Annotated in this window: 21 protein-coding genes and 1 pseudogene; 15 read left to right on the plus strand and 7 right to left on the minus strand. The window is 35.9% G+C overall.

What is annotated here, in order from left to right; translation table 11 throughout:
* Positions 1-126: 126 nt before the first annotated feature.
* Positions 127-360: pseudogene (locus BA768_RS15860) on the minus strand (PHP domain-containing protein); the annotation flags it as partial.
* A gap of 10 nt (positions 361-370) precedes the next feature.
* The gene (gene dinB / locus BA768_RS15865; RefSeq protein ID WP_065721550.1) at positions 371-1,513 is read right to left on the minus strand and encodes a DNA polymerase IV; all 1,143 of its coding nucleotides are present in this window, start codon (positions 1,511-1,513) and stop codon (positions 371-373) included.
* Between the two features lie 61 nt (positions 1,514-1,574).
* Between dinB and BA768_RS15870 the strand changes: the two genes are divergently transcribed.
* Together BA768_RS15870 and BA768_RS15875 are read left to right on the plus strand one after the other, a co-directional pair.
* Entirely contained in the window at positions 1,575-2,351 is a 777-nt protein-coding gene (locus tag BA768_RS15870) for an XRE family transcriptional regulator (protein ID WP_065721551.1), read from the plus strand.
* A 151-nt stretch (positions 2,352-2,502) separates the two neighbouring features.
* The gene (locus BA768_RS15875; RefSeq protein ID WP_065721552.1) at positions 2,503-3,117 is read left to right on the plus strand and encodes an alpha-ketoglutarate-dependent dioxygenase AlkB family protein; all 615 of its coding nucleotides are present in this window, start codon (positions 2,503-2,505) and stop codon (positions 3,115-3,117) included.
* A gap of 101 nt (positions 3,118-3,218) precedes the next feature.
* Here the strand turns inward: BA768_RS15875 and BA768_RS15880 are convergent, their stop codons facing one another.
* Positions 3,219-3,557 carry a nuclear transport factor 2 family protein gene (locus tag BA768_RS15880; RefSeq protein WP_065721553.1) on the minus strand — a complete coding sequence of 113 codons (339 nt, stop codon included), beginning with the start codon at positions 3,555-3,557 and terminating at the stop codon, positions 3,219-3,221.
* A gap of 352 nt (positions 3,558-3,909) precedes the next feature.
* Complete coding sequence (locus BA768_RS15885; protein WP_065721554.1) at positions 3,910-4,380, minus strand: hypothetical protein; 471 nt, start codon at positions 4,378-4,380, stop codon at positions 3,910-3,912.
* 610 nt (positions 4,381-4,990) lie between these two features.
* Here BA768_RS15885 and BA768_RS15890 point away from each other — a divergent pair.
* The 5 genes from BA768_RS15890 to BA768_RS15915 all read left to right on the plus strand — a co-directional run bounded on the left by BA768_RS15890 (position 4,991) and on the right by BA768_RS15915 (position 11,644).
* Positions 4,991-7,870: a DUF11 domain-containing protein gene (locus BA768_RS15890; protein ID WP_083206708.1), complete on the plus strand. Its 2,880-nt coding sequence runs from the start codon at positions 4,991-4,993 to the stop codon at positions 7,868-7,870.
* Between the two features lie 26 nt (positions 7,871-7,896).
* Complete coding sequence (locus tag BA768_RS15895; RefSeq protein WP_065721568.1) at positions 7,897-8,451, plus strand: hypothetical protein; 555 nt, start codon at positions 7,897-7,899, stop codon at positions 8,449-8,451.
* A gap of 685 nt (positions 8,452-9,136) precedes the next feature.
* The gene (locus BA768_RS15905; protein ID WP_065721557.1) at positions 9,137-10,000 is read left to right on the plus strand and encodes a helix-turn-helix domain-containing protein; all 864 of its coding nucleotides are present in this window, start codon (positions 9,137-9,139) and stop codon (positions 9,998-10,000) included.
* 667 nt (positions 10,001-10,667) lie between these two features.
* Entirely contained in the window at positions 10,668-10,859 is a 192-nt protein-coding gene (locus BA768_RS15910; RefSeq protein ID WP_065721558.1) for a helix-turn-helix domain-containing protein, read from the plus strand.
* A gap of 188 nt (positions 10,860-11,047) precedes the next feature.
* Complete coding sequence (locus tag BA768_RS15915; protein ID WP_083206710.1) at positions 11,048-11,644, plus strand: Crp/Fnr family transcriptional regulator; 597 nt, start codon at positions 11,048-11,050, stop codon at positions 11,642-11,644.
* A gap of 484 nt (positions 11,645-12,128) precedes the next feature.
* On the opposite strand, the gene BA768_RS15920 is transcribed toward BA768_RS15915, so the two are convergent.
* Positions 12,129-12,704: a hypothetical protein gene (locus BA768_RS15920; protein WP_065721559.1), complete on the minus strand. Its 576-nt coding sequence runs from the start codon at positions 12,702-12,704 to the stop codon at positions 12,129-12,131.
* Positions 12,705-12,753: 49 nt separating this feature from the next.
* The gene (locus BA768_RS15925; protein WP_148084634.1) at positions 12,754-15,720 is read right to left on the minus strand and encodes a lectin-like domain-containing protein; all 2,967 of its coding nucleotides are present in this window, start codon (positions 15,718-15,720) and stop codon (positions 12,754-12,756) included.
* A 764-nt stretch (positions 15,721-16,484) separates the two neighbouring features.
* Between BA768_RS15925 and BA768_RS21335 the strand changes: the two genes are divergently transcribed.
* The 4 genes from BA768_RS21335 (at position 16,485) to BA768_RS21795 (ending at position 18,178) form a co-directional block, all read left to right on the plus strand.
* Positions 16,485-16,628 carry a hypothetical protein gene (locus tag BA768_RS21335; protein WP_165601797.1) on the plus strand — a complete coding sequence of 48 codons (144 nt, stop codon included), beginning with the start codon at positions 16,485-16,487 and terminating at the stop codon, positions 16,626-16,628.
* Positions 16,629-16,859: 231 nt separating this feature from the next.
* On the plus strand, positions 16,860-17,066 hold the full coding sequence (locus BA768_RS21115) for a hypothetical protein (protein WP_123947131.1): 207 nt from the start codon (positions 16,860-16,862) through the stop codon (positions 17,064-17,066).
* 428 nt (positions 17,067-17,494) lie between these two features.
* Positions 17,495-17,860, plus strand: coding sequence for a Crp/Fnr family transcriptional regulator (locus BA768_RS15935; protein ID WP_065721562.1), 366 nt, complete (start codon positions 17,495-17,497; stop codon positions 17,858-17,860).
* Between the two features lie 63 nt (positions 17,861-17,923).
* Positions 17,924-18,178: a helix-turn-helix domain-containing protein gene (locus BA768_RS21795; RefSeq protein WP_165601798.1), complete on the plus strand. Its 255-nt coding sequence runs from the start codon at positions 17,924-17,926 to the stop codon at positions 18,176-18,178.
* 115 nt (positions 18,179-18,293) lie between these two features.
* Here BA768_RS21795 and BA768_RS15940 read toward each other — a convergent pair whose 3' ends face one another.
* Positions 18,294-18,779: a DUF4385 domain-containing protein gene (locus tag BA768_RS15940; protein WP_065721563.1), complete on the minus strand. Its 486-nt coding sequence runs from the start codon at positions 18,777-18,779 to the stop codon at positions 18,294-18,296.
* 149 nt (positions 18,780-18,928) lie between these two features.
* Here BA768_RS15940 and BA768_RS15945 point away from each other — a divergent pair, with 149 nt between their 5' ends.
* The 4 genes from BA768_RS15945 to BA768_RS15960 all read left to right on the plus strand — a co-directional run bounded on the left by BA768_RS15945 (position 18,929) and on the right by BA768_RS15960 (position 23,312).
* Positions 18,929-19,444, plus strand: coding sequence for a hypothetical protein (locus tag BA768_RS15945; RefSeq protein WP_065721564.1), 516 nt, complete (start codon positions 18,929-18,931; stop codon positions 19,442-19,444).
* A gap of 140 nt (positions 19,445-19,584) precedes the next feature.
* Positions 19,585-21,135 (plus strand): IS21 family transposase, encoded by a 1,551-nt coding sequence (istA, locus tag BA768_RS15950; protein ID WP_065721565.1) that lies wholly within the window; start codon positions 19,585-19,587, stop codon positions 21,133-21,135.
* A gap of 12 nt (positions 21,136-21,147) precedes the next feature.
* Positions 21,148-21,885, plus strand: coding sequence for an IS21-like element helper ATPase IstB (gene istB / locus BA768_RS15955; RefSeq protein WP_065721566.1), 738 nt, complete (start codon positions 21,148-21,150; stop codon positions 21,883-21,885).
* A gap of 983 nt (positions 21,886-22,868) precedes the next feature.
* Positions 22,869-23,312, plus strand: a complete 444-nt coding sequence (locus tag BA768_RS15960) for a RadC family protein (RefSeq protein WP_065721567.1) — start codon at positions 22,869-22,871, stop codon at positions 23,310-23,312.
* Positions 23,313-23,486 lie beyond the last annotated feature (174 nt).

Raw genomic sequence — 23,486 nt, forward strand, 5'->3', positions numbered from 1 at the left:
GATGTCTTTTACGAATTTTTCGGAACTTTTCTTTTTAGGTGTTTCCATAATTAAATGTAATTCTTTTTTTGAAAACACTCCTTAACTTTTATACTATATAATGTCTACTTTTTGCTGACGATTTACATTTTTAGCCAGACATATGTAATACAGTTTGCTATCAACTCTAATTTCCACTCCCACAATAGGCTTAATATCTTTTTCAGTGCACAACTTCAAGAAATCATAAATACCTGTCACGGTATTGATATCGGTCAATGCTAAAGTTTGCAGTTGATGATCCACAGCTTGATGCACCAAATCCTGAATAGAAATGGTACCGTATCTGAGACTGTGATAAGAATGACAGTTGAGAAACATAATTTCTTGTTTATTTTAATAATCCGGACGCTCTGCCTACACTGGTACTGCCAAACCTGTTTTTGATTTTATCCATGGTCTGGTATAATGAGATAAGCTCTTCTGTATCTTCGAAAAGATTCATTTGATGACAGCCGTGAACCAGCCCTGTAAATTTTACACCAATCAATCGTATGCGCATCCTTCGGGTATATACTTTTTTAAAAAGTTCATGCACATACTTGAGCAGCATATGATCCGCTGATGTGTACGGAACACGGCACTGCTTGGTCTCTGTATCAAAATTGGAATACCTGATTTTAACAGATACTGTTGAGGTCAGCCACTTTTCCTGACGCAACTGAAATGCCAGTTGTTCTACCATACCGGATAGAATACTTCTCAGATTCTGAACATCAATGGTATCCTGTGAAAAAGTATTTTCTGTAGAAATTGATTTTCTTTCCGAGTACGGAACAATGGGAGTATCATCAATTCCGTTGGCCTTTTTCCAGAGTTCAGTTCCGTTTTTACCAATGAGCTGATGCAAAACTTCAACAGGGGTTTCAGATAAAGTCTCAATGGTTCGGACACCTAACCTTGAGAGCAGCTGAAAGGTAACATTACCAACCATTGGAATCTTTTTGATGGAAAGAGGGTTGAGGAATGGTTTGATGTTCTGTTCCCTAATCTCAAATCTTCCCGTAGGCTTAGATTCTCCGGTTCCGATTTTTGCCACGGTCTTGTTAGTAGACAGGGCAAAACTAATGGGCAAGCCAGTGTTTTTTGTAACAGCATTTACAATTTCATTGGTCCATTGGTAGCATCCAAAAAACTTGTCCATTCCTGAGAGGTCAAGGTAAAATTCATCGATGCTTGCTTTTTCCAATACCGGAACTTTTTCCTGAATTACTTCAGTGACAAGATAGGACATTTTGGAATACATTTCCATATCACCTTTAATAACCCTTGCTTCAGGACATAACTTTAATGCCATCTTGATGGGCATTGCACTTCGTACACCAAAAAAGCGGGTTTCATAAGAGCAGGAAGCTACCACGCCACGGTCTCCGCCACCAATGATAATGGGCTTTTTCTCCAGTTCGGAGTTTTTCAACCGTTCACAGGAAACAAAAAACGTATCCAAATCCATATGCACTATTGCTCTTTCCATGCTGTAAAATTATTACAATTTATAGCAAAAAGTTGTATATTTGTTGCTATAAATTATAGCAATGTCAATTTTATCAGAAAACATGCGGTATTTGAGAGGCAAGCAAAATCTTTCGCAACAAAGTGTTGCCGATGATCTTTTGATTACCAGAGGAAGGTACGGTAAGTATGAAGATGCTGCCGCAGAACCTCCCCTTGAGATTTTGATTAAAATCTCAAAATATTATAATGTCAGCATCGATTTACTGCTGACTGTCAATGTAAGTAAATATTCTATCGATGAAATTATGGAACTTCCGGATAATAGGATTGTTCTTCCCATCAGGGTCGATCAGGACGGAAACGATCAGATTGAAATTATTCCCCAAAAGGCTTCGATGGGATACCTAAACGGCTATGGAGATCCGGAGTACATAGAAGCACTTGAGACCATATCGTTACCTTTTTTAAAAGGCGGAAAGTTCAGGGCTTTTCCTGCAGATGGAGATTCCATGCCACCTTACAAAAACGGAACCTACATTGTTGGAAAATATGTCGAGAATCTTTCTGATCTGAAAACGGACAGGACATATGTTTTTATTACCACTAATGATGGAATCAGTTATAAAAGATTTCAGTTTCATGAAGCAGATGGCATTTGGGTTAAGGCTGATAATAAATTTTATGAGCCTTATAAAATAGCATTACCTGATATAAAAGAAATTTGGGAATTTGCCTGCAGTATTAATACAAAAGAGTATGGAGCTGATGAATTTGCAGAACGTAATATGCAAAATTTCATTTCAGAGATTAAGACCGATATAAGGCAGATCAAGGAAAAAATGGGAGATAGGAATTAATTCATTTTTTGTTAAGGGTAAAAGTGAAGGTATAATCGCAGCGCCATTCAACAAAAACTTCCCCGAAGGGAAGTAAAAACACAAATGATGAAAAAAAATCCTATGTTGTAAATAGGATATAGTAAAAATAATAAAAAAAGTCAATATCGCAATGGGACAACTTAGTTTATTCAGTGCCGAGGAATTCTATACATTTCCAAAAGAATTGTTGGAATTCAGAGAACATTTCTTGACTTCTGAAGAAGCAGATTTACTTTTTACAAAACTTCTTGAAAATACGCCATGGAAACAAAAAGTTCAGACAATGTATGATAAAAAGGTGGTCACTCCACGTCTTACTGCGTGGTATGGTGATAGTGAGAAATCCTACAAATTAGGAGGTAGTGAATTTGAAGTGAATGCGTGGACACCTGAGCTGCTTTCCTTGAAATGTAGAATTGAAGAATCTTTCGGCTGTGAATTTAATTCAGTTCTTCTGAATCTGTATAGGGATCATAACGATTCCGTTGCCTGGCATAGAGATAAAGAAAGCAGGTATGTAGATCGGCCTGTTATTGCATCATTAAGTCTCGGACAGATTAGAAAATTTGATTTCAGAAAGTTGAACTACCATCAGAGCAGACACAGTATACCGCTGCCCAATGGTTCATTGTTGATGATGAAAGGTGACCTTCAGGAACATTGGGAACACCGTATTGCTAAATCATCTAAATTAATGAAAGAACGCATCAATCTGACATTTCGTAAGGTTAATGAGATTGCTTAATGATGTTTTTAATAACGGGAGGTTGTAAAAGTATATCGGAGTTGATTATTTGATGATCCTGATAAATGTCTTTTAATATTATAATTTATCTTGAAACAATTTCAGTCAACAACAAAAGCCTTTAGCTCCGCTAGTTTGCCATTTTCAAATCTCCATACATCGCAATACTCATATTCTACCCATACAGAATTTATATTCACAATGCTTATTTTACCTACTGCTGTTAGATAGTTTCCTTCTTGTATCATTAAATCAACCTTAACTCTAGGCGGTTCAATATAGGCTTCTTTCATATAATCCCTTACTTCATCAATTCCTGTTAGTGATGCTTCGCCTATGAATGTCCAGTGCGTATCAATTGTACAATAGGTTAAAAATTGATCGTAATTACCCGTGGAAATACACGCATTCGCTTCATTTAATATTTCTTTTAAATTCATTGTACCTGTTTTTAATGTAATTTATTAAAGGTAATCTAAAAATATGCCTTTCAATTAATAATCATAATTGAATAAAAATCCGGTATTAATCAGAGATGAAAAATCAGAATTTTTCAGCCTTCTGCAAATTTACTTTATGTAGTCTATTATGATGTTTTCTACAGCTTAGGTTGATATTATAATACAAAACCCGACATCAGCCGGGTTTATTGTTAAAATTGAGTAATTATAATGAAAAAATTACTTTCTATTATTCAAAACGTATACCACCAGTGCCATTTCCGATTATCAATTTTAAATCTAATCTAAAAAAATGTGTTCATTATCTCTTTTAGGAAAATGTTTATCGTTACTAGATATACTGCAAGAATTTTCTGTTGATCTCCAATTTTATATACTCTTCGTCTTCTTCACTTAAAAATCCCAAAGGTGCATAGTTTGTGTATTTCTTTTTAAATTCTTCAGTAATTTTGTAATACACTTCATCTTTTTGTACGTAAGGAGAATTATAGCGATTAATTTCCTCATATTCTCTTTCAATATCATTAAAAAATATTTTAAAATATACTCTGTCGCTAATTTCCCTTTTCCACATTAGCAGCCAGTTGATATGGCTCGCTATCGTATTGGTATTTTCCGGATACCGCAGTTCCTGCTTCAAAAAGAAACGGGAATTATCATTGGTGAACCTGCAAAGGAGATCATAATCTTTACCCATTCTTTCATTAAAATCAGAAAGATTGGGTTGAGCAATTTTTAAATTTTCCTGATTCTTATCGATTGTTTCTTGAGAAACGTTTTTATCAAATGAAATTGTATTCATTTCAAATACCTTTTTTTTACGGATTATTCTTATTCTACCATTAACTATTACAAAATAGTAATTTTTTGAATAATTACAACTCAAAGCGATCAATACTTCATAATAAAATAGGAAGTGAACAGAAATAAATCATTTTTCAAATCGAAAGATATTTTTTATGTTTACTGACTATTTTAGAAATATTATACTATTATAATTGCAATTAATAGAATTTTTTAAATTTTCAATCGTTTTATATATTTTTAAGTAGTTTGAGTCTTTTAAAATTAAATTATAATTAAAAAGCTACCATAGATGAACTGATTTCATCTGTTTTACTTATTTTTGCATCTTCAATAGAAAACTGAATGAAAATTTCTACGGCAATACATCGGCGTCTTACAGGAGGTTGCTCGATTTCTTTGTGCGGAGTAGTTCCATGTGACCAGTTTCCTTAAATTTAAAAAAAATGTTCTCGACTTCACAACTTTTGCGAAAATTTTGTTGCAATCTACTGTGTAATAGAACACTGGTTTAATTGACTATTACTCGAACAATCTAAATGGACCTTATAATTATTCTTTTTTTGATAGGTGAAAATTAAGGTCGAAATATTATACAATCTTCATTTATGAAATATAAATATCAACTGATTACGAATTTTAAATTTTGTCTAACACTTCTCTTTACTGTGATGTGCAATACATTTTTGTTTGCAGATGGTTCCAAGGACCTTTATCCAAATGGTAAGCTGGGGTATCGTGCTTATCTGCGTTCAAGTATAGTAAAGGATTCTGAACGATGGCCTTTTCCTACGACAGGTACGCACTATGTTTATGCAAAGGAAGGGGAGCGTATTACTTTGGCTTCCAGTGCTCAGTTAGGGACAGGCCCATCAGCCATCCAGCTTTACAGCCCTTCTGGAGCTCTCGTTGTTAACGATGCTTCTGCTAACGGTCAGATTCCTAATAGAGAACAGGAAAAAAATGGTCCAAAACGATTTAATGAAAATTCATCAACTAAATACACCCCCATTTATTATTTGGTTCCGCAAGGAGGCACGGGTATTTATCGCGTGGAATTTTTAGCACGCGGTACAGCAATTCCAAGTACTACAATTTTAGCAGATGCCGCTTGGACACAAGATTCCACTGCTGGTATCTTTGCATGGGACATATCGGTGCTTAATACAACCAATACAGCTTTTGTAAGTGGACGTGTTTATGCCAACCTTCTTAATCTATCTAACGGAAATGGCAACCCAAATACCAATGGTTTTCGTGGTATCGTTTATGGATTGACTGACGATGGGTTTACTTACAGAATCAATAATAATGGTAATAACGGATTGTATTTTTCTTTTTTTATCAATAATAACGGTTTTACGAATTCTAGCGGAGTTTCGGTTTACAAAAGTTTGAATAAAACCGATTTGACTGCAAGCGACGTTCATAATCCGTTATCTGCGGATATATCAAATTCAACCAACCAGCAAATAACGCACAAAATATTTTATACCCTTCCTGATCCAAATCTACCGGAGACAAGCATTGGCGCAGTACCTGGAAATAGCACATGGCTAAAAAAAGTACCTATAGTTCCTGTGGTCACGCAATTAAATACAACAGGAGTTGAAGGTACTCAGGGACAGATCAGTTCGAAGGGTGGCTATATTAAGTTTAATTCCAATAGACCTGCAAAATATACGATTGTCATAAAAAGCAGCACCACTCCCGCAGCTTTTACGGAAAGAATTTTACTGGGTTTTGCCAATGCTAACGCCAATAGTATTTTGTGGGATGGAAAAGATGGAGCAGGTCAGTCATTACCAGCCGGTACGCATCAAGCGCAAATCTCGGTACAGCTTCAGGGAGCAGAAGTTCATTTTCCGTATATTGATATGGAGTACAACCAAAACGGAACGATTATCGAATTGCTGAATAAAGATAATCTTTCTCAGGTAGAATCAAACATAGTCTATTGGAATGACACAGATATTCAAACCGTTACAAATGGAAGTATGTCTTCTCCAATCAACAATTCCCACCTCCCACCTATTAATAGTACAGGGGCAAATAGTACAGTAAATGGTCATACTTGGGGAGTAAATGGTACAGGAACTGGAGGCCAGTTTGGAGATCTTAGATCTATAGATACATGGGCTTTTGTAAAAGGACCTATGTCAACGCAGCCTTTACCGATTGTAACGCAGATTTCAGATATGAAAATTTCTCAGGTAGTAGCAGATAAGACTGCTGTTGTTCCGGGAGATGTTGTAACATTTTATCTAAAGGCAAAAAATGACGGACCCAGTGCAGTTACAGGTGCAAAATTTACTTTTATCCATCCCGTTGGTTTTAATTCACAGTCAGTTATGTTTGAGGGGAAAGGTTGCGGAAGCGAGTCAGTTGCAGTGACCTATAATGCAGCTACAAGAACTTATTCCTCATCACTTAATTTACCTAATGGTTGCGAAATCGGGTATACGATTAAATTGGTAGCTTCCAATACGGTAGCGACTGGAAACCAGAATTTCAGAGCCGGTATTTTAAGACCTAATGATGTTACAGATCCTGACGCTACGAATCCTGACCCGGCAGTTCCACCTACTAACGCACAGGATGAGTGTACCAACAATGGTATTGGAGGAAATTGTAACAACATTAGAAGCCTAAATCTGTCTTATACTGCAGCTGCAGTTTGTACGGAGCAGGTAGGAGGTGAAACTTTTACCGCAGCCAATGGTTCTCCAAAGACTTTTGTTCAACCAGCCACAAATTATGGGTTTGTTTTTGATATTTACTCTATTGATAATTCATTTAATATGCGTATTAATGGAGTGAATATTGCATCATCAGAGATTGAGTTTCAATCGAATGGCACTCCTGCTCCAGGTATTAATATACGTTTTGCTGATGGTGACTTGTATGAAGTGAATACACCATTAATATATAATTATTCGGGAACAGCTTCTGCACCGCTTATTAAAGTAGTAATTAGTCCTACCGGAGCAATATCAATGTACGGGAGTAAGACAGCAGGCGGAGCCCTTTTCCCGCTGGAGCTTTTCAATGGTAACTCATTCAACACAATACCTTGGAATGCATCTTCAAGTAACACCATTGTCATTACACAAAATGTGGTTCAAACGACAAATATTACGGGTAGAGGATATGGACAAAATATTGTTCCTTGCGCATGTTATAATCTACCCAATACAAGTACTGTCGGGATTTCAGCACAACATGGTATAACTCTTCTTAATCGAGCGGGTGCTTCCAATGGCAATTGGCCAATGATAAGAACCGGTGCTCACACGGTTTTAGAATCAAACACAAAAGGTCTGGTAATTACACGAGTTCCAACGGCAAGTCTTTCAGCTATTACACAACCGGTAGATGGGATGATGGTGTATGATACTACTGCTAAATGTCTGAAGATTTATACAGTAGATACCGCTGTTCCTGCTAATACAGGATGGTCTTGTTTTTCTACACCGGCATGCCCATAGAATTATTAAAGAAAATTAAAAAAGAAATGAAAAAGATATATATAACTGTTTTTTCCGTATCAGTTTCAATGATTAATGCCCAAATCGTTATCGGTAATGCTATCGGAACGGCACCGGTTAATCAGAAAACCTCCGTACTTTTAGAGTTTGCAGCGGGACAGAATAAGGGTATGGTATTACCTTACTTAAGAACATTGCCATCAACTCCTGCGGAAGGTACTATTGCTTTGGATGCAACTTCAGCAACAGGAGCCAGGGTGAAGTATTTTAATGGCTCATGGATGGATCTCAGTGGACAGGATGGAAATGTTACCTCTGCTTTAGCATCACAACCAACAGCAGTTCAAGCACCGGAATTGGCAGGAGCAAAAACAATAATTGGAAGTGCATCTACTTCTGCTGATGGAGTACTGGTTCTTGAATCATCTAATAAAGCTTTGGTTTTGCCTACGGTTGAAGATGTACAAAACATTATCAGTCCTTCACCAGGTATGATGGTCTATGTAAATAAAGCAGGTTCTAAAAGGTTAGCTGTATTTAACGGTACAGTTTGGAGCTTTTGGAAAGCTACTCCTAATTAGGCTTAAAAACAAAGATTTTTAAATTAGTATTTTATGCTATCGATAAATACCGTCATATGGCGGTTTTTTTATAACTTAAGTGTAAATTATAAATGTTCTTTATTTTTTATTTAGGCTGTAAAGTTCAACAATAAATGGGATTCAACATTTGTAGCACTTAGTTTTACAGTGCAGTTTATAACGGTCTTGTTATTATATAGAATGAAAAATATATTTAGGTACGCCTGATCAAATGGATTTCATTTTGCTGGTCAGCAGGTAGCTTAATAAATATACATTTTGAAGCGTTGCTTGATAAAAGCATACTTATATTTTCAGATAACATGATACAATCATTTTTTATAATAAATTCATATTTCTCCCGCCAAATTACAGACGTGTAAAAGGGTTTGTGATCAGTATCAATATTTGTATTGAGTTGAACATATCGTTTAGTGATTTTTAATAAGTACTCAGAATTATAAAAAATTCCGACTAAATCTGAACTTTCCATCTTTGTGATTATTGGTTGTTTAAAGTTATAAAAATTAATTGGTTTTTTCGGGAAATAATAAATAATCTGCCTTGATTTCTCGTTTAAGTTTATTTACAATGGGGAAATTTTATGTTAAATTCCATCATTTTAGATGAGGCGAAGTTTTAATTATGTAATTTAGAGTTTGATTGTAGGAGAATGTAAATTACTATGAATGAAATAGCATCGCAACTCGAAAGTAATGGGTTTAGCATTAGTTCGTTAGTACAGATTATTCAAAGAAATAACTATTCTAAGCGGTTTAATACATTACAATATTTTTGTATATTTTTAACTGCTGATGATCTGTCTTTCAAAGTTGAGGATGAAATTTTCAATGTAAGAGGTGGAAGTGCTATTTTTGTAGGTCCTCAAAAAGTTGTTGAGCTCATTAGCAAACCTGATGGAAAAGAATTCTATGTGATTGCTTTTACAGCAGCTTTTTTTGAAAGTTCTCAAAAGGACAGTTTGCTACTCAATTCTGCAATATTTTTCAATAATCATTCACCTATTTTTACCGCTCCTTATTTTGGAAATAACGACTATAATCGAATAATTTTAATTGATCGGTTGCAAAAATTCTCAAATGTCGATCAGTCATTATTTATTGCTGCAGCACATAATTCCATTGAATCGCTTTTATTGGATGCACATTTCCATACGAATAAGAACAAGTCGGATACGCCTGTTAAGACTATCAATTTTTCTTTCAATAAATTTAAAGTACTTCTTCAAAAAGATTTTAAAAAATCTAAAAAGGTGTCATACTATGCTGATTTAATGTTCATGTCACCAAGACGGCTTACAGAAATATGCGAGCAGGTTTGTAATAAGTCAGCAAAACAAATAATTATTGATAAAATTAAATTTGAATGTGAAAAAGAAATTAAGTTTACAGAGTTAAGCTTTTCGGAAATAGGCTACAAACTGGGTTTCAATGATGAAGGTAATTTTACCAATTTTGTCAAAAAACATTTGGGTAAAAAACCATCTGAAATTAGAAATACAAAAGTTGATTGTTTTTTTAAGGTTTGAAAATGTAGGCAGACATCATTAACTCGAATAGTTGTTGTTGTTGTTGTTGTTGTTGTTGTTTACTTAGCGGTAATAAGATTTTTATTTTTAACGGGCGTGAACTTGAAAAAAATATAACTTTTTAATAATGACAAGCGCTACGAATAGAAAAATCCCCAGTTTATCCTAAAACTATGGGGATTTGATCAAATTAATATTGTGTTGAAATGGTGTATATGAAAATGTGTTCGGTAACAGGGTTACAAGTTTTATGCCCATTATTATTTACCCGAATAAAACTTTCATTAAATTTTATTAAGATTAGCACAATATAATTTATTTTGAACTTACTTTACACCTGACCAACACAAGTTTTACAGCGCCTCTTTCTTTTTGTGTTGGAAAAGATTATTGCTAATTCATTTAATCATTTTTGAACAGCTTTCATTATGATTCAGATCGTGGAATACTGAAGAAGTTCACATGTACATTTTACCTCAATAATTAGGTACTTTATATACAATTAACAAAAAAAGAATTTTAATGGTTATTGAAGAAGAAATTTTAATATCACATGGCGCTAAGATTACAATGAAAAATTTTTAATACAGACTGAGGATATGATGCACTATAATAATTTAATAATGCATGCATTGTCTTTTGCGGATAAAAAAAAAAGAATCTCATATTGTGCGGTTACCTGCGGGAGACAAACTCTGTAGAGTCAGATGTAGAATTTATCATAAATCTTACCACGCAGCAAATAGCATCGATAACAGGTCTTCGTGTTGAAACTGTGATCAGAACAATAAAAAAACTACAAGCTGCTAATGTATTAGCTATCTTTAAGGGTAAAATAGTTTTGTCAAATACTCAGTAAATATATACAGTCTTTTAAAATGGTTAGCATGATTAATCATTAGTATTTATATACACCATTTCTGAAGATAAAAGTTTGGATGATAATAGTAGTGATTAAAATCTGATTAAAGTTTCGATTTTTGATCGTGAGCATGTGTGAATTGGGATTTTTTTGATTACTTTTATGTTTGTTTGCACTACTATCTCATGATTATCTCTGAAGAACTTTTATTTCAATGCGGAGCTTTCACAAAATCTTATGCCGAAAATGAAATAATTTTCTGTGAAGGAAATTCAGCTAAATATTATTATCAAATTCAGAAAGGTACCATTAAGCTGTGTAATATTTTTGACAATGGTAAGGAATTCATTCACGGTTTTCCATTTGACGGGCATTGTTTTGGAGAGTCTTATTTACTAACTGAAAAAAGTTATGCCGTTTCTGCAATTGCTGTAAAAAGCTGTACTGTTATTCTTCTGCCTAAAACTTCTTATTTAGATTTAGTAATGAGTAAGCCGGAACTCTTAATAGATGTCAGTCGTTATACTGCTGAAAGACTTCATTTTAGGTATTTGGTTTCTTCTTTTTTGGCAATCAGCGATCCTCTGATGAGAGTAAAAAAAATACTTGATCATCTAAAAGAATACTTTGGATATACTAAAGAATTAAGCTTCCAGGTACCTTTCACACGAAATCAACTAGCTAACCTTACAGGCGTTAGGGTTGAAACAATAATCAGGGTCATAAAAAAAATGGAGTCATCAGGGGTTCTCAAAATTGATCACAGTAAGATTTACTATTAAAGAGAAGTGTTAGGTCTTATTAAGGTTTCGAGTCAGTATATACAAAAATCCGACTTATGTCAGGTTAATTGTCAAGAAAGTAAATGATGAAAAAACTATAATAGGAGTTTCAAAGCCCGTGCCATGAAAACAAAATATTATCAAATCTTTAAGTGTAATTTTGAAGATGATAACGATTATGTTCTTTAAAGGATTTAGAATTTCAACCTAATTGCTCCTTCCATTTAATTTTAAGTTTTTCGACTATTCACAGTCGTCCAGAAAATTTTATACTACCTTTTAATATATATTGGATTTAAGAACTTTTCAAGTCCTAATTTTAAAGAAAAAAAGTCGGAAGATTTTCTTCCGACTATAACTGTATGCTAATTTTATTTACATTAAAGGTCTTACATAAGATAAAATCTTTAGCACTTTGTTTCATTTCAATATTACAAAACTGCAATAATATTATTCTATGAATTTATATCTTAGCAATTATTATTTACGGTTTCCAATAGGTCCACCCACTACCGTTGTAAACTGCCAATCTTTTCGCCCCGGTCTTATTGATAAAAACCATCATGCCTGGAGCAGGATCTGGTATGCTGTTGGTATCACTTACTATCGGTAAAATCATTGCCTTCGAGGATGATTCAAGAACTAAAACTCCTGCAGCAGATGATGTGTCCGATCCGATAATCACTTTAGCATTAGCATCTTCATTTACCTGTGCTGAAGTAGGCTGTAATGCCATGACTGAGGTAATGTTACCATTATTGCCATTGCTTAAATCTACCCATCCTGTAGCACCATTCGTTGTTACTCCGTTATAGTAGCGTACTCTTGCGCCTGCTGGATTAGTGGCGTCTAGAATAATAGTTCCTTCGGCTAAACCTGTGCCGGCAGGAATCGTTCTGACGTACGGAAGGATTATTCCTTTATTCTGACCGGCTGCAAATTCCAAAAGGACCGAAGTTTTTTGTCCTGCAGGTGCTGTTCCTACAGCATCGCCAATGATGACTTGTGAATTTGCCAAACCTGAAAGAATTATAGTTATGATTAAGAGTGTGTTTTTCATTTTATTGGATGTTAATTTATAACAAAATTAATTGTAAGGGTTATAATGATTACGGACATGCAGGATTGTTAAAGCAGGTCCATGCACCATCGCTATAAATTTTAAGACATCTTGCGGTAGTATCGTAAACCATCATCCCTTCCTGCGGTGTGGTTATCGCCGACAGCCCTGCTGTAGTTACACGGGATACTACAAAACCTTTGGAATTTGACTCTAAAACTATATGCCCTGATTTTCTTCCCATTGGCCAGTTATCAGCCGATGATGCTCTTTTTAGCAGAGTTATTCCCATTTTAGTTTCGGGGCCTGTTCCTGGTGTTATAGCCGGGTTATAACACACACAATTGTTTGTATTTCCGACATCGGTCGGAAGATAATAAGAAACCGTCATTGTGGTCGGACAGCTTACAACAAGTGGACTGTAAAATGCGTAATAAGTTCCTGGAGGAACAGCAGTGATGTTCGTAAGCTGGGTTCCAGAGTCCCTTGTTATTGTTGTCCACCATTCTATAGTAGTTACACCAGGCGGAAGAGAACTGGGTTGAGCGTTTTGCAGATTAGCCAAAGTTCCTGTACAAATTTTCAAATCAGTAACAGCAGGTCCTGCTAATGCCCCACATATAGATAATGGCGCTGTATCCCCAAAATTATAAACTGTTTCTGTTCCTGAACCTGAGCTGTTATTTGCCATACTACCACTGATACGGTGTCCTACATATCCGAATTTTGTGCTACACTGCTTGATAATTAGTGTTGTGTGACCCCCTGTTTCCACAGCAATGAGGGTGTCAGTGCTATTAAGTTTAGTTGCATCATAAGCTCCTGTTATGCTTCCTGGCATTAATGTTGGGTCTACAGTAGCGCCTGTCGCCCCTAACATAGAATTGTTATTATTTCCCCATGCCCATAGCTTACCGTCTGCTGTCAGGATATTAATCGCAGCATAGTTTCCACCTTCATGTTCCTGTGGACTAATCCACACGACATTGGTAAGAAAATCACCGGCAGCAGCTGTTCGTTGAACCCTTACCCAAACATTACTGTCAACAGTTGAGAAGATCCCAAGCTGCCTGGATTCATTTTCGCCTAAACTATATAGATTTCCATTGGTAGCAAGTAAGAAATAACTTTGACCACTCGTTGAGTTTGTCATTCCAATCATTTTTATTGTGATACCTGCAGGTTTAGACATCAATGTGGCAAATGATCTATTCGTCGGCACATCGCTTGTTCCACCTATGCGAGAACCAGTTCCCCAAGTATACAGCTCACCATCCGAAGTCAATGCAAACATCGCGTTTAAAGTTCCCCTCATCGCAACGACATTATTTAAATCTGTAGTTGCATTTATTTTAACTCTGTGCCAAACTGCGTCAGTGACCGTAGTGCCATCGCCATTTTTTGAACCCCCATTGCTCAACATCCAAGCAGCCCCTGAGCAGGTAACAATTGCTAAAGTGTTTCTTGTACCAAACATCATTTTTACATCTGCAGGCAAGACTCCTGCCGGTAGCCCGTCAGATTTTGTACCTGTTACACCTGAAGTTCCTATCGCTACAGATCCAAAAACATTTGTACTCTTGATTGTAGGGTTAATCAGAGAGCCTGTCGCTCCACCCCAAACAAAGAGACCTGTAGTTGTCAATACTGCAAATTGCTGATTATTACTGTTACTGCCTGCAGCAATTTTTAAAATGGTGCCCGTCAATCCAGGATAGGTTGTGCTGTTCATTTCTTGTGGTATAAGGACGTTGTTGGTTTGACCAGTTCCATTAAAGGCTATGCCTTGTCCCCATACTTTGACTTTTCCGTCTGACTCTTTGACCATTGAAGAGTGAAATACACTCACCATGTTATCATACTCAATGGTGTTAGGAGTAGTACTATTAACATATGCATTTCCATTACAGCCAGATGAGCATAATCCTGTATTGCGACAATCGCTAACTGCAGCATTATATGCATTTCCGATTCCTTGGCCACCAGTAGCGGCAAGGGGAATGCCATTTGCATCAACACCACCTGCGATACTTCCATTTGCGTTAATCATGCTCTGCGTAATCAATTTATCACCTTCTATAGCATCGGGACATCCATCTGAATCTGAATCTCTGTCATATTCATTATTCAGTCCATCCGCGTTAGTGTCAAGTTCTAAAGGTAATTGAGAGCAGAAATCTGTAAAACGAACACTCTGTTCGTTGATTGAACCTCCTGTTGATGCGGTATAACCAAAAAACACTTTACTCGCCCCACCGAAATAACTTGTTATTGGAGTGGATGCAGGAAATGTGTAGCTTCCAGCGTTTATACCTCCGACAGTGTATGATAATGTTTTAGTGGTAAAATTCCATGTAATAACAACTTCGCGCCAAACATTATCTTCTAACTGACCAAGATCAGCTGCAGTTGTGAGCAGTCCTGCTCCCGACTGATTTGATGATACCCAGATTTGACCATGGTCATTAGCAATATCACCCTCAGCCGCTCCATTTTGATAGGTGTCTATTTCGAGGACGATACCATTTTGAATACCGTTTGCTCCCATACCACTTCCACTTCCTCCTACTGCGTTTACACCTAATGGAGAATTGTGAAAGACTGTTGCAATTCCGTCAGCTCCGTTATCATTAGCTCCGAGATTTGCTTCATAACGTAAAACGAAACTCTTTGAAAAATCAACTTTACCGTTACTCCAAGCTTGACCGCTCTGGTAAGTAATAGCCTGAGTTAAACGTATTTGTTTGCTGTTAATTTCAGTAGCGGATCCATTAAGTTTGAAAATATCGTCAACACTTGCGGTTTGAGAATATCCTCGTTCAATACAATCGAGAATTCCATCATTGTCATCGTCCAAATCAAGACTGTTAATAATTCCATCTCCATCAAAATCGTCATTAGGTCCCATTTGAGCGTTAAACGAGCCGAAGAAACCTAGGAAAAGCAGAATTGTTAGAATGGGTTTTCGATTCATCTTGTGGGAATCGAAGTAGCTGAAAAAATAGTTAAAGTTCATTTTAAAAAATATTGCAATAAGATTTGATGAGTCGAAGAAAATTAAATTACCTTTTAACAATTTGCTAATCAATAAAATAATTTTCTCAATATAATTTTTTAAGTGTGCAAATATATCATTTTTATGGGAAGCATTTTATGATTAGCATGAATTTAATGATAAGTTTAATGAATATTATTATTACAGATATTATGAAAAGGGCTTGAGCATTTTTTGAACTTAATCAGGCATTGAAAGTTTGCAAAATAGAGAAATCAAAATATACCACTAAATCAAGCATGCTGTTGATGGCTATAGTACCTCTCCAAAGAATTAATCGAACTTCTGTTGGTGCTATATTGTTACTAAAAGGAGTTTTAGTTTATATTTTATCAACAAATGTAAAAAGAAAAAGTATGAATTCTAAATAACACTGTTAACTCTTTATCTGACAGTATGGTGTATGATAACTTTCCTAATGTGTTATTAGTTTACAACCATACCCTATGGTAAATTTGGAGAAAAAAATAATCTTCTTAAGGAACAAAAATTAACCACCTCGTTAGACAGTTGTTGTTTTTATGTTCTGCTGTAAAATTTTAAGAAAAAAGATACTCTATATTATTAAATGGTTATCTGTTCCAACATCACCAGCCTCCATATGGCTTTTTAAGATCATTAACCTTCTCGTTTTTTGACTTTTTTACAAAAGGATGTTAATTACAAAAAAATAACAATTTAACACTGACGTAATACAGTTGATGGAGTTTCTTAAACAATTAAATATGAAAAATTACGTATTAAGCGCAATATTTTTGCTATTATTTACAAATTCCGCATTTTCACAATACTTTACCCTAGCACCAACAGGTTTCTTGTCTAAAAATAATTTGGATTATACTGTAGTGGAAGTTCCTGGTGCAAAATAGCAAGAGCTTTATGACAAAGTATTAAAGTCGATCAATACCCTATATTCAAATCCCAAAGATGGCTTAACCTTGGTTTCTGGGCAAGCTATTACTTTAGCAGCTTACAAGAATAAAGGACTTAAAGTATCCGCTGGCATCTCGCCTGTTTATTATAATGTCGATTATACCTTATCTTTTTTGTTTAAAAATGGAAAGATAAGAGGTAATAGTCCGACTTTTAATGCTGAAATTATGAACTACAACGGTACTTGGAATAAAATGAACGTGAAAAAATTTTATTTTAAAGGAAATGGTGAGCCTAAAGGAGAGAAAAATCATCAATTCTTAAACTCTTACTTTAATGGGGTGATCACATCCATCCTTGAAAAATCTGCCAATATTGATAATTCATGTATTGTTAGTACGTGCATGCAACTGATTCTCGAACATATCCCATAGAATAAATTTTGCTCTATGGGATATTTTGTTATTAGTTAGATTTTGTTTAAAAACTCTTTCTGAATCACTCTTTCTGATATCGATTCAAGGGTAGAAAATTTAATCGATAATTCCCGCAATTATTTCCTCTTGTCTCTGGACCTTTTTGATAATGACGTATTGTTGGACAGGATATGAGCTGCTTCATTCTCCTGTACTAAGTAAAAAATAAACGTGGAAGATATTTTACCGCAAGTGCCTGACGCAAAAAATATCTATATAATTTTACTTGCAAGAATGTACTTCACATTATAGAATCTACTTGCTCCTAAAAGTAAATACAGTATGCTACTATTGCATCCTTATAATAATGACTGAATTTTAAAAATTGATACCATGTGTAGATTGAGATAATTCATTTATTATTATTTTAGTAATAATAACCGAATATGATTATAAACGACGAACTACTATTCAAACATGGAGCCATTCTGAAATCCTATGACGAAAATGATATTATTTTCAAAGAGGGTATTCAGGCTAAGTATTATTATCAGATTCAGGTAGGAACAGTGAAAATCTGTAACACATTTGATGACGGTAAAGAGTTTGCGCATGGCTTTCCATTCGTTGGTCATTGTTTTGGAGAATCCTATTTACTGACTGATAAGCCATATGCAATTAACGTAGTAGCTTTGACAGCTTCTGTAATAATTTGTTTGCCCAAAACTGCTTATTTAGATTTGGTTGTTGATAATCCTCAGGTTTTATTGGATGTCAATCGCTACACCGCTGAGCGTCTTCATTTCAGGTAATTAGTTTCTTCTTTTTTGGCGATAAGCGATCCACTGATAAAAATTCAAAAATTACTTGATCATTTGAAAGACTATTTTGGATACACAGAACTGTATAGTTTCCAAGTTCCTTTCACAAGAAATCAACTGGCAAGCCTTACTGGCCTGAGGGTTGAAACAATCATCAGAGTCATAAAAAAATGCAAGCATCAGGGATTCTCAAAATTGATCACAGTAAAATTTTTTATTAGTGTGAATCGAGTATGTCTTATGTGGATTTGCAGAATATTTAAAATAAAAACCCAACTAATGTCAGGTTTATTGTCAAGTAAGTTATGATGAAAAAATTGAATTATAAGATTCAAAGCTTGTGCCATCATCTAAGGGAAAGAAGAAATTGTCAGATGATTTTAGCGTTTAGATGGTTCAACTCGGCAAGTAAAGGTTTGGCATTTTACCCAAATTTATTCTTCCAATTAATTTTTAGTTTGGAGTAGACTGGATTTTTTTCCGCCTGTTTCCATTTCTTATAAAAAATATCTCCTGACTTGGCTTTCTCAGGATCGCCAGTACCTTTCTCTAACTGCTGATATCCTTTTTCTGCATCGTATTTCTTGCCACCTTTATAATTAAAATATCTTCTGGCTCTTGTAAAGCCCATCTGAAGATATTTTCTTGCCATATCTGCACCGACGAAATCGTCTTGTTCAAGGTAATCCAAAAACATTGAGAATATTGTTTCAGAACTTATTTTGGCAATTTTCTCATTTTTGAACCGCCAGTGTTTGCCTATTTCAGATTTGTAAGGTTCACATATCAAAACCCCTTGTTCGCCTTTTCCAACTTTATACATTTCCGGATGAAGGCGATAGTCAATATCAGGTTTCCAGAAATAATCTTTCTTATTAAAGTTCAGATATGTTGGTTTTTCTGTGCTCATAGTAATCAGGTTACAAACAAGATGCCTTATTTGTAGATTAATTATTTTTAACAGCAAATTACCGTCAAGCGTTGGCATTATCGTTGTATTGAATCGATTTGAACAAATAATTTCATAACAAATTTTTTTCCATCTAAACCCTTAATTATATGAATAAAAATATATTGATTTTTAGTATTTCTGCGTTAAGTTTACTTAGCTGTAATAGTGATGACGATACTCCTGAAACGGAAATTAAAAAATATCCGGAATCATTTATCCTGACCCAAAACGGTGAGTCAACTACAACAAAAATAACCTACAATGATAAAATGCAGATTATTGGTTATTCCGAACCCAATTCAAACATTACCTTCCGTTATCAAGATGACAGGGTAGTGGAAGTAAGGGAAAACAATACTTCTGTTCCTTATGTTTTACAATACACCAATGGGATCCTGTCCGGATTAAAACATTATTCCAATGCGCACCCGGTAACCTACAACAGCCAGCAGAATAGCTATTCGGTAGGAAATTTATTGAGCTTCGGGCTTGAGGGTAAAGATATAGTCTATGTTAACAACGTTTCTGAAAATGAAAAATTTGTCTATGATAATAACAGGAAAGGACCTTTGTATAATCTACCTGGAAAAGACGGTCAAATTGACCACCTAATTTCGGAGTAAATTGACCACTGATTTCGGAGCAAAGTGACCACCACTTTCCGGTTCAAAATGACCACCTCTTATCTGGGTTAAATTTGAGATAAAAACGACTTGATTTTTTCATGATGTTAGCGTCATACATTCGTTAAAAAAAGCGGACTATGGCAAATAAAATAACAGACATGAGTAAAATTAGAAAAGTCATAAAATTCTACAGCACTGGAAAGAGCAAGTTATTTATAAGCAGCTATTTATCGCTTTCCAGAAATACCGTTAAAAAATACATCTCATTATATGAGATTCTAGGCTTGAGCCCTGATGCAATCAATGCCAAGACAGACGCCGAGCTGGAACTTTTGTTTTCCAATAACACGGTTCAGTCCATCAGCCCCAAACTACAGTCCCTATACGATTTTTTCCCAAAGATGGAACGTGAGCTTAAAAAGGTAGGTGTCACTATCCATCATATGTGGGAGCAGTATCTTGTACTGCATCCTGATGGTTTTCAGAGTTCACAGTTCCGGTATCATTACAAGATCTGGGGCAAACGTGTGAACCCGGTAATGCATATGAATCATAAATCCGGTGATAAGATGTATGTCGATTATGCAGGAAAAACACTCTCCGTTATTGATAAGGAAAGTGGAGAGCTTAAAGAAGTTCAGTTTTTTGTAGCTATTCTGGGAGCCAGCCAGTATACGTATGCTGAAGCCTCTATGAGCCAGCAGAAGGAAGATTTTGTACGTTCTGTAGAAAATGCCATGCGCTTTTTTGAAGGTACACCTGCAGCGATCGTTCCTGATAATTTAAAATCCGCAGTGATCAAAAGCAGCCGTTTTGAACCCACCATCAATGAGACCCTTGCCGATCTGGCTGAACATTATGAAACGACCATCTTGCCTGCCAGGGCTTACAAACCGAGGGATAAATCTTTGGTAGAGGGCGCGGTCAAGATCCTGTACAGAAGGATCTACGCCAACCTTCAACAGGGATCCTGCGGTCTGGACGAGCTAAACTATGAGATCCGTGATCTGTTGGACTCTCATAACAAACGCAAGCTCACAGGACGTCCATATTCCCGCTACGAGCTGTTCCTAGAGGACGAGAAGCAGCAGCTGCGCCCACTGCCTGAGCGTCGTTTTGAGATCAGGTACCAATCCTTTGCAACAGTGATGCAGAACGGGCACGTACAGTTGAGCCGGGATAAGAACTACTACAGTGTTCCGTACCAGTATATCAAGAAAAAGATCAAGATCCTATACACATCTTCCACAGTAGAGATCTACTATAAATACAACAGGATCGCCATGCACAGACGCAATTACAAGCCTTATGTCTACACAACCATTACGGAACATTTAGCCAGTACCCACCAGTTCGTGGCCGGATGGAGTGCTGCCCGCTTTATCGATTGGGCCAACAGTATTGATACTGCAGTGGGAGAATACATTCTCCAAATTATCGACAGTCGGAATCATCCCGAGCAGGCCTACAAAAGCTGCCTGGGAATCCTGAACTTCGAAAAGAAGGTAGGTAGGGAACGATTAATAAATGCCTGTAAACGGGCATTGGATTTTAAGATCTACAGCTTTAAGACCGTACAGAAGATATTGGAGAACAATCTGGATCAGATGATCGATCCGGAAAAAGAAGAAAAGGAGCAGGAACTGCCTGATCACGGCAACATCAGAGGAAAACAATATTATCATTAAATATCAACAGTTATGAACGAACCGACAGTGAGCAAAATGAAGCAAATGAAGCTTTACGGCATGCACAATGCCTTTAAGACCGCTATTGAAAGCGGAAGGACAGACCATTATACCCTCGACCAGTTTGTATCGATGCTCATCGATGCCGAATGGGATGAGAGGCACAACAGGCGCATAGAGCGAAGCATCAAAAATGCAAAGTTCCATTACAGGTCCAGTATTGAAAGTGTCAACTTCGATGACACCCGCAATCTCGACCGTAATCTGGTAATGCGTCTTGCAGGATGTGAGTTCGTAGAGAAAAACGAGAACATCCTGATCACAGGAAGTACAGGCGTGGGTAAAAGTTACCTGGGAACCGCATTGGGCTATCAGGCCTGTATCGAAGGCTTCAAGGTCAATTATTTTAATACTTCCAAGCTGTTTGCCAAACTAAAAATGGCAAAAGCAGACGGGTCATACCTGCGCGAACTTGCAAAAATACAAAGACAGGATGTGATCATCCTTGATGATTTTGGTCTTCAGGCTTTGGACAGTGCCAACAGGATAACCCTTCTGGAGATCATAGAAGACCGTCACAACAACGGATCCATCATTGTAACATCGCAGATCCCGGTACAGGGCTGGTATGACATTATTGGTGAAAAGACCATTGCTGATGCTATTCTGGACAGACTTATCCATCAGTCCCACCGCCTGGAACTCCAGGGGGAATCTATGAGAAAAAAGAGAGGAGTTAACAGGGCGTAATTATTTATTATATTTGAATACTAATTGACACATGAAAAACAAGCGCTTTTATCAAAATTAAGGGTGGTCAATTTAAACCGAAATTACCTGGTCACTTTGAATTGAAATTGGGTGGTCAATATCACTGGAATTTACAGTAATCTTCAAGATTGAGTTGAGCGATTTTTAAATTTTCTGCATTTTTGTCAATTGTTTCCTGATGAACTTCTTTATCAAATGAAATTGTATTCACGTCAATTTTTTTTTACTAAATATACTTCTGCTATCATTAGCCATTTTAAATGGTGATTTTCAGAATAATTCCAGTTCAAATTGTTGCTAAATGCATACCAAAAAAAGAATGAAATAGATTTTTTTTGAATGAGATAATTTAATATGAATACTTAGAAGATATTGTGCTATTTAATGGATTTTATTGGAAACCTGAAATGTATAATAAGATAATCAGAAAAACCATAAAAGTAAATTTTACAATATTACAATCATATTTTTTATTACAAAGATTCTCTTATCACAAATTGTAAATAACTAATTGCTCTGTAAAGCTATCCGCTTTTTCTCTAGCAAATATATTCCGTTGTCCCTGCGGAAAAAAATCTTTTTGGGTATCCGTAATCGGAGATTACAGAACCTCCGCAAAAAGATTTCAAGCTTTATCAATGTGCTTTCTTATTGTTTTCAAGGAATTGATTGCAGTTTTCCTTGTGCCTGCCTGAATGGTAATTCTGCATAGAAAAGTCAGAAACCTCACAAGATGCAAATGCAGTTCATTGAAATTTTAACCCTTTATTATTCTTTTAGTATAAATCATTATATGAGCTTTTAATAAAAGATAAATTATAGAATCTATGCTTATGTAAATTTTCAGATTTACGATAAAGTAAAAATAGAAAAGGTCAAGATTTCCTTCAAGCTGCAATCTACAGGTTTTTAATGGTAGGTGCGGGAAATTAAAGGTCTCCGCCGCACACGGAGCAAGTCTTATGAAATTCAATATTGTAAACGAAATTAAGTTGAGTTATTCAAGAAAGGGAAATTGTGAAAAGTTAATCACATCTTCTGTGGATGCGGTGGATATTTTCAGGGAGCATTTTGATGCGGAGGAAATGGATTACAGGGAATCTTTCTTTGCCTTGTATCTGAATCAGGCGAATAAGGTTTTGGGGATTAAGAAAATATCTGAATGTGGGATTTCTTCGACGTTGGTGGATGTTAGGATTGTGATGCAGGCGGGTCTTCTTTGCAATGCTTCGGGAATTATTGTTGCGCATAATCATCCTTCAGGAAATTTAAAACCTTCTAGTTGTGATATTAAGATGACTGTACAGATTAAAGAGGCTGCAAAAATTATGAGTATGTCGTTGCTGGATCATATTATTTTGACTTCGGATGCGCATTATTCTTTTGCGGATGATGGGATGATTTAATATAGGTTTTGGTTGGTTGGTTGGTTGGTTGGTTGGTTGGTTGGTTGGTTGGTTGGTTGTTGATGGATGGATGGATGGATGGATGGATGGATGGATGGATGGATGGATGGATGGATGGATGGATGGATGGATGGATGGATGGATGGATGGATGGATGGATGGATGGATGGATGG

It is taken from the genome of Chryseobacterium sp. CBo1, from assembly GCF_001693475.1.
GTDB lineage: Bacteria > Bacteroidota > Bacteroidia > Flavobacteriales > Weeksellaceae > Chryseobacterium > Chryseobacterium formosense.

Coding starts and splice junctions, on each gene's coding strand:
- BA768_RS15890 (WP_083206708.1), top strand. CDS start 4,991: ATGAAATATAAATATCAACTGATTACGAATTTTAAATTTTGTCTAACA.
- BA768_RS15920 (WP_065721559.1), bottom strand. CDS start 12,704: ATGAAAAACACACTCTTAATCATAACTATAATTCTTTCAGGTTTGGCA.
- BA768_RS15915 (WP_083206710.1), top strand. CDS start 11,048: ATGATTATCTCTGAAGAACTTTTATTTCAATGCGGAGCTTTCACAAAA.
- istB (WP_065721566.1), top strand. CDS start 21,148: ATGAACGAACCGACAGTGAGCAAAATGAAGCAAATGAAGCTTTACGGC.
- istA (WP_065721565.1), top strand. CDS start 19,585: ATGGCAAATAAAATAACAGACATGAGTAAAATTAGAAAAGTCATAAAA.
- BA768_RS15935 (WP_065721562.1), top strand. CDS start 17,495: ATGATTATAAACGACGAACTACTATTCAAACATGGAGCCATTCTGAAA.
- BA768_RS15880 (WP_065721553.1), bottom strand. CDS start 3,557: ATGAATTTAAAAGAAATATTAAATGAAGCGAATGCGTGTATTTCCACG.
- BA768_RS15925 (WP_148084634.1), bottom strand. CDS start 15,720: ATGAACTTTAACTATTTTTTCAGCTACTTCGATTCCCACAAGATGAAT.
- BA768_RS15885 (WP_065721554.1), bottom strand. CDS start 4,380: ATGAATACAATTTCATTTGATAAAAACGTTTCTCAAGAAACAATCGAT.
- BA768_RS15895 (WP_065721568.1), top strand. CDS start 7,897: ATGAAAAAGATATATATAACTGTTTTTTCCGTATCAGTTTCAATGATT.
- BA768_RS21115 (WP_123947131.1), top strand. CDS start 16,860: ATGAACTACAACGGTACTTGGAATAAAATGAACGTGAAAAAATTTTAT.
- BA768_RS21335 (WP_165601797.1), top strand. CDS start 16,485: ATGAAAAATTACGTATTAAGCGCAATATTTTTGCTATTATTTACAAAT.
- BA768_RS15875 (WP_065721552.1), top strand. CDS start 2,503: ATGGGACAACTTAGTTTATTCAGTGCCGAGGAATTCTATACATTTCCA.
- BA768_RS15905 (WP_065721557.1), top strand. CDS start 9,137: ATGAATGAAATAGCATCGCAACTCGAAAGTAATGGGTTTAGCATTAGT.
- dinB (WP_065721550.1), bottom strand. CDS start 1,513: ATGGAAAGAGCAATAGTGCATATGGATTTGGATACGTTTTTTGTTTCC.
- BA768_RS15940 (WP_065721563.1), bottom strand. CDS start 18,779: ATGAGCACAGAAAAACCAACATATCTGAACTTTAATAAGAAAGATTAT.
- BA768_RS15870 (WP_065721551.1), top strand. CDS start 1,575: ATGTCAATTTTATCAGAAAACATGCGGTATTTGAGAGGCAAGCAAAAT.
- BA768_RS15960 (WP_065721567.1), top strand. CDS start 22,869: ATGAAATTCAATATTGTAAACGAAATTAAGTTGAGTTATTCAAGAAAG.
- BA768_RS15945 (WP_065721564.1), top strand. CDS start 18,929: ATGAATAAAAATATATTGATTTTTAGTATTTCTGCGTTAAGTTTACTT.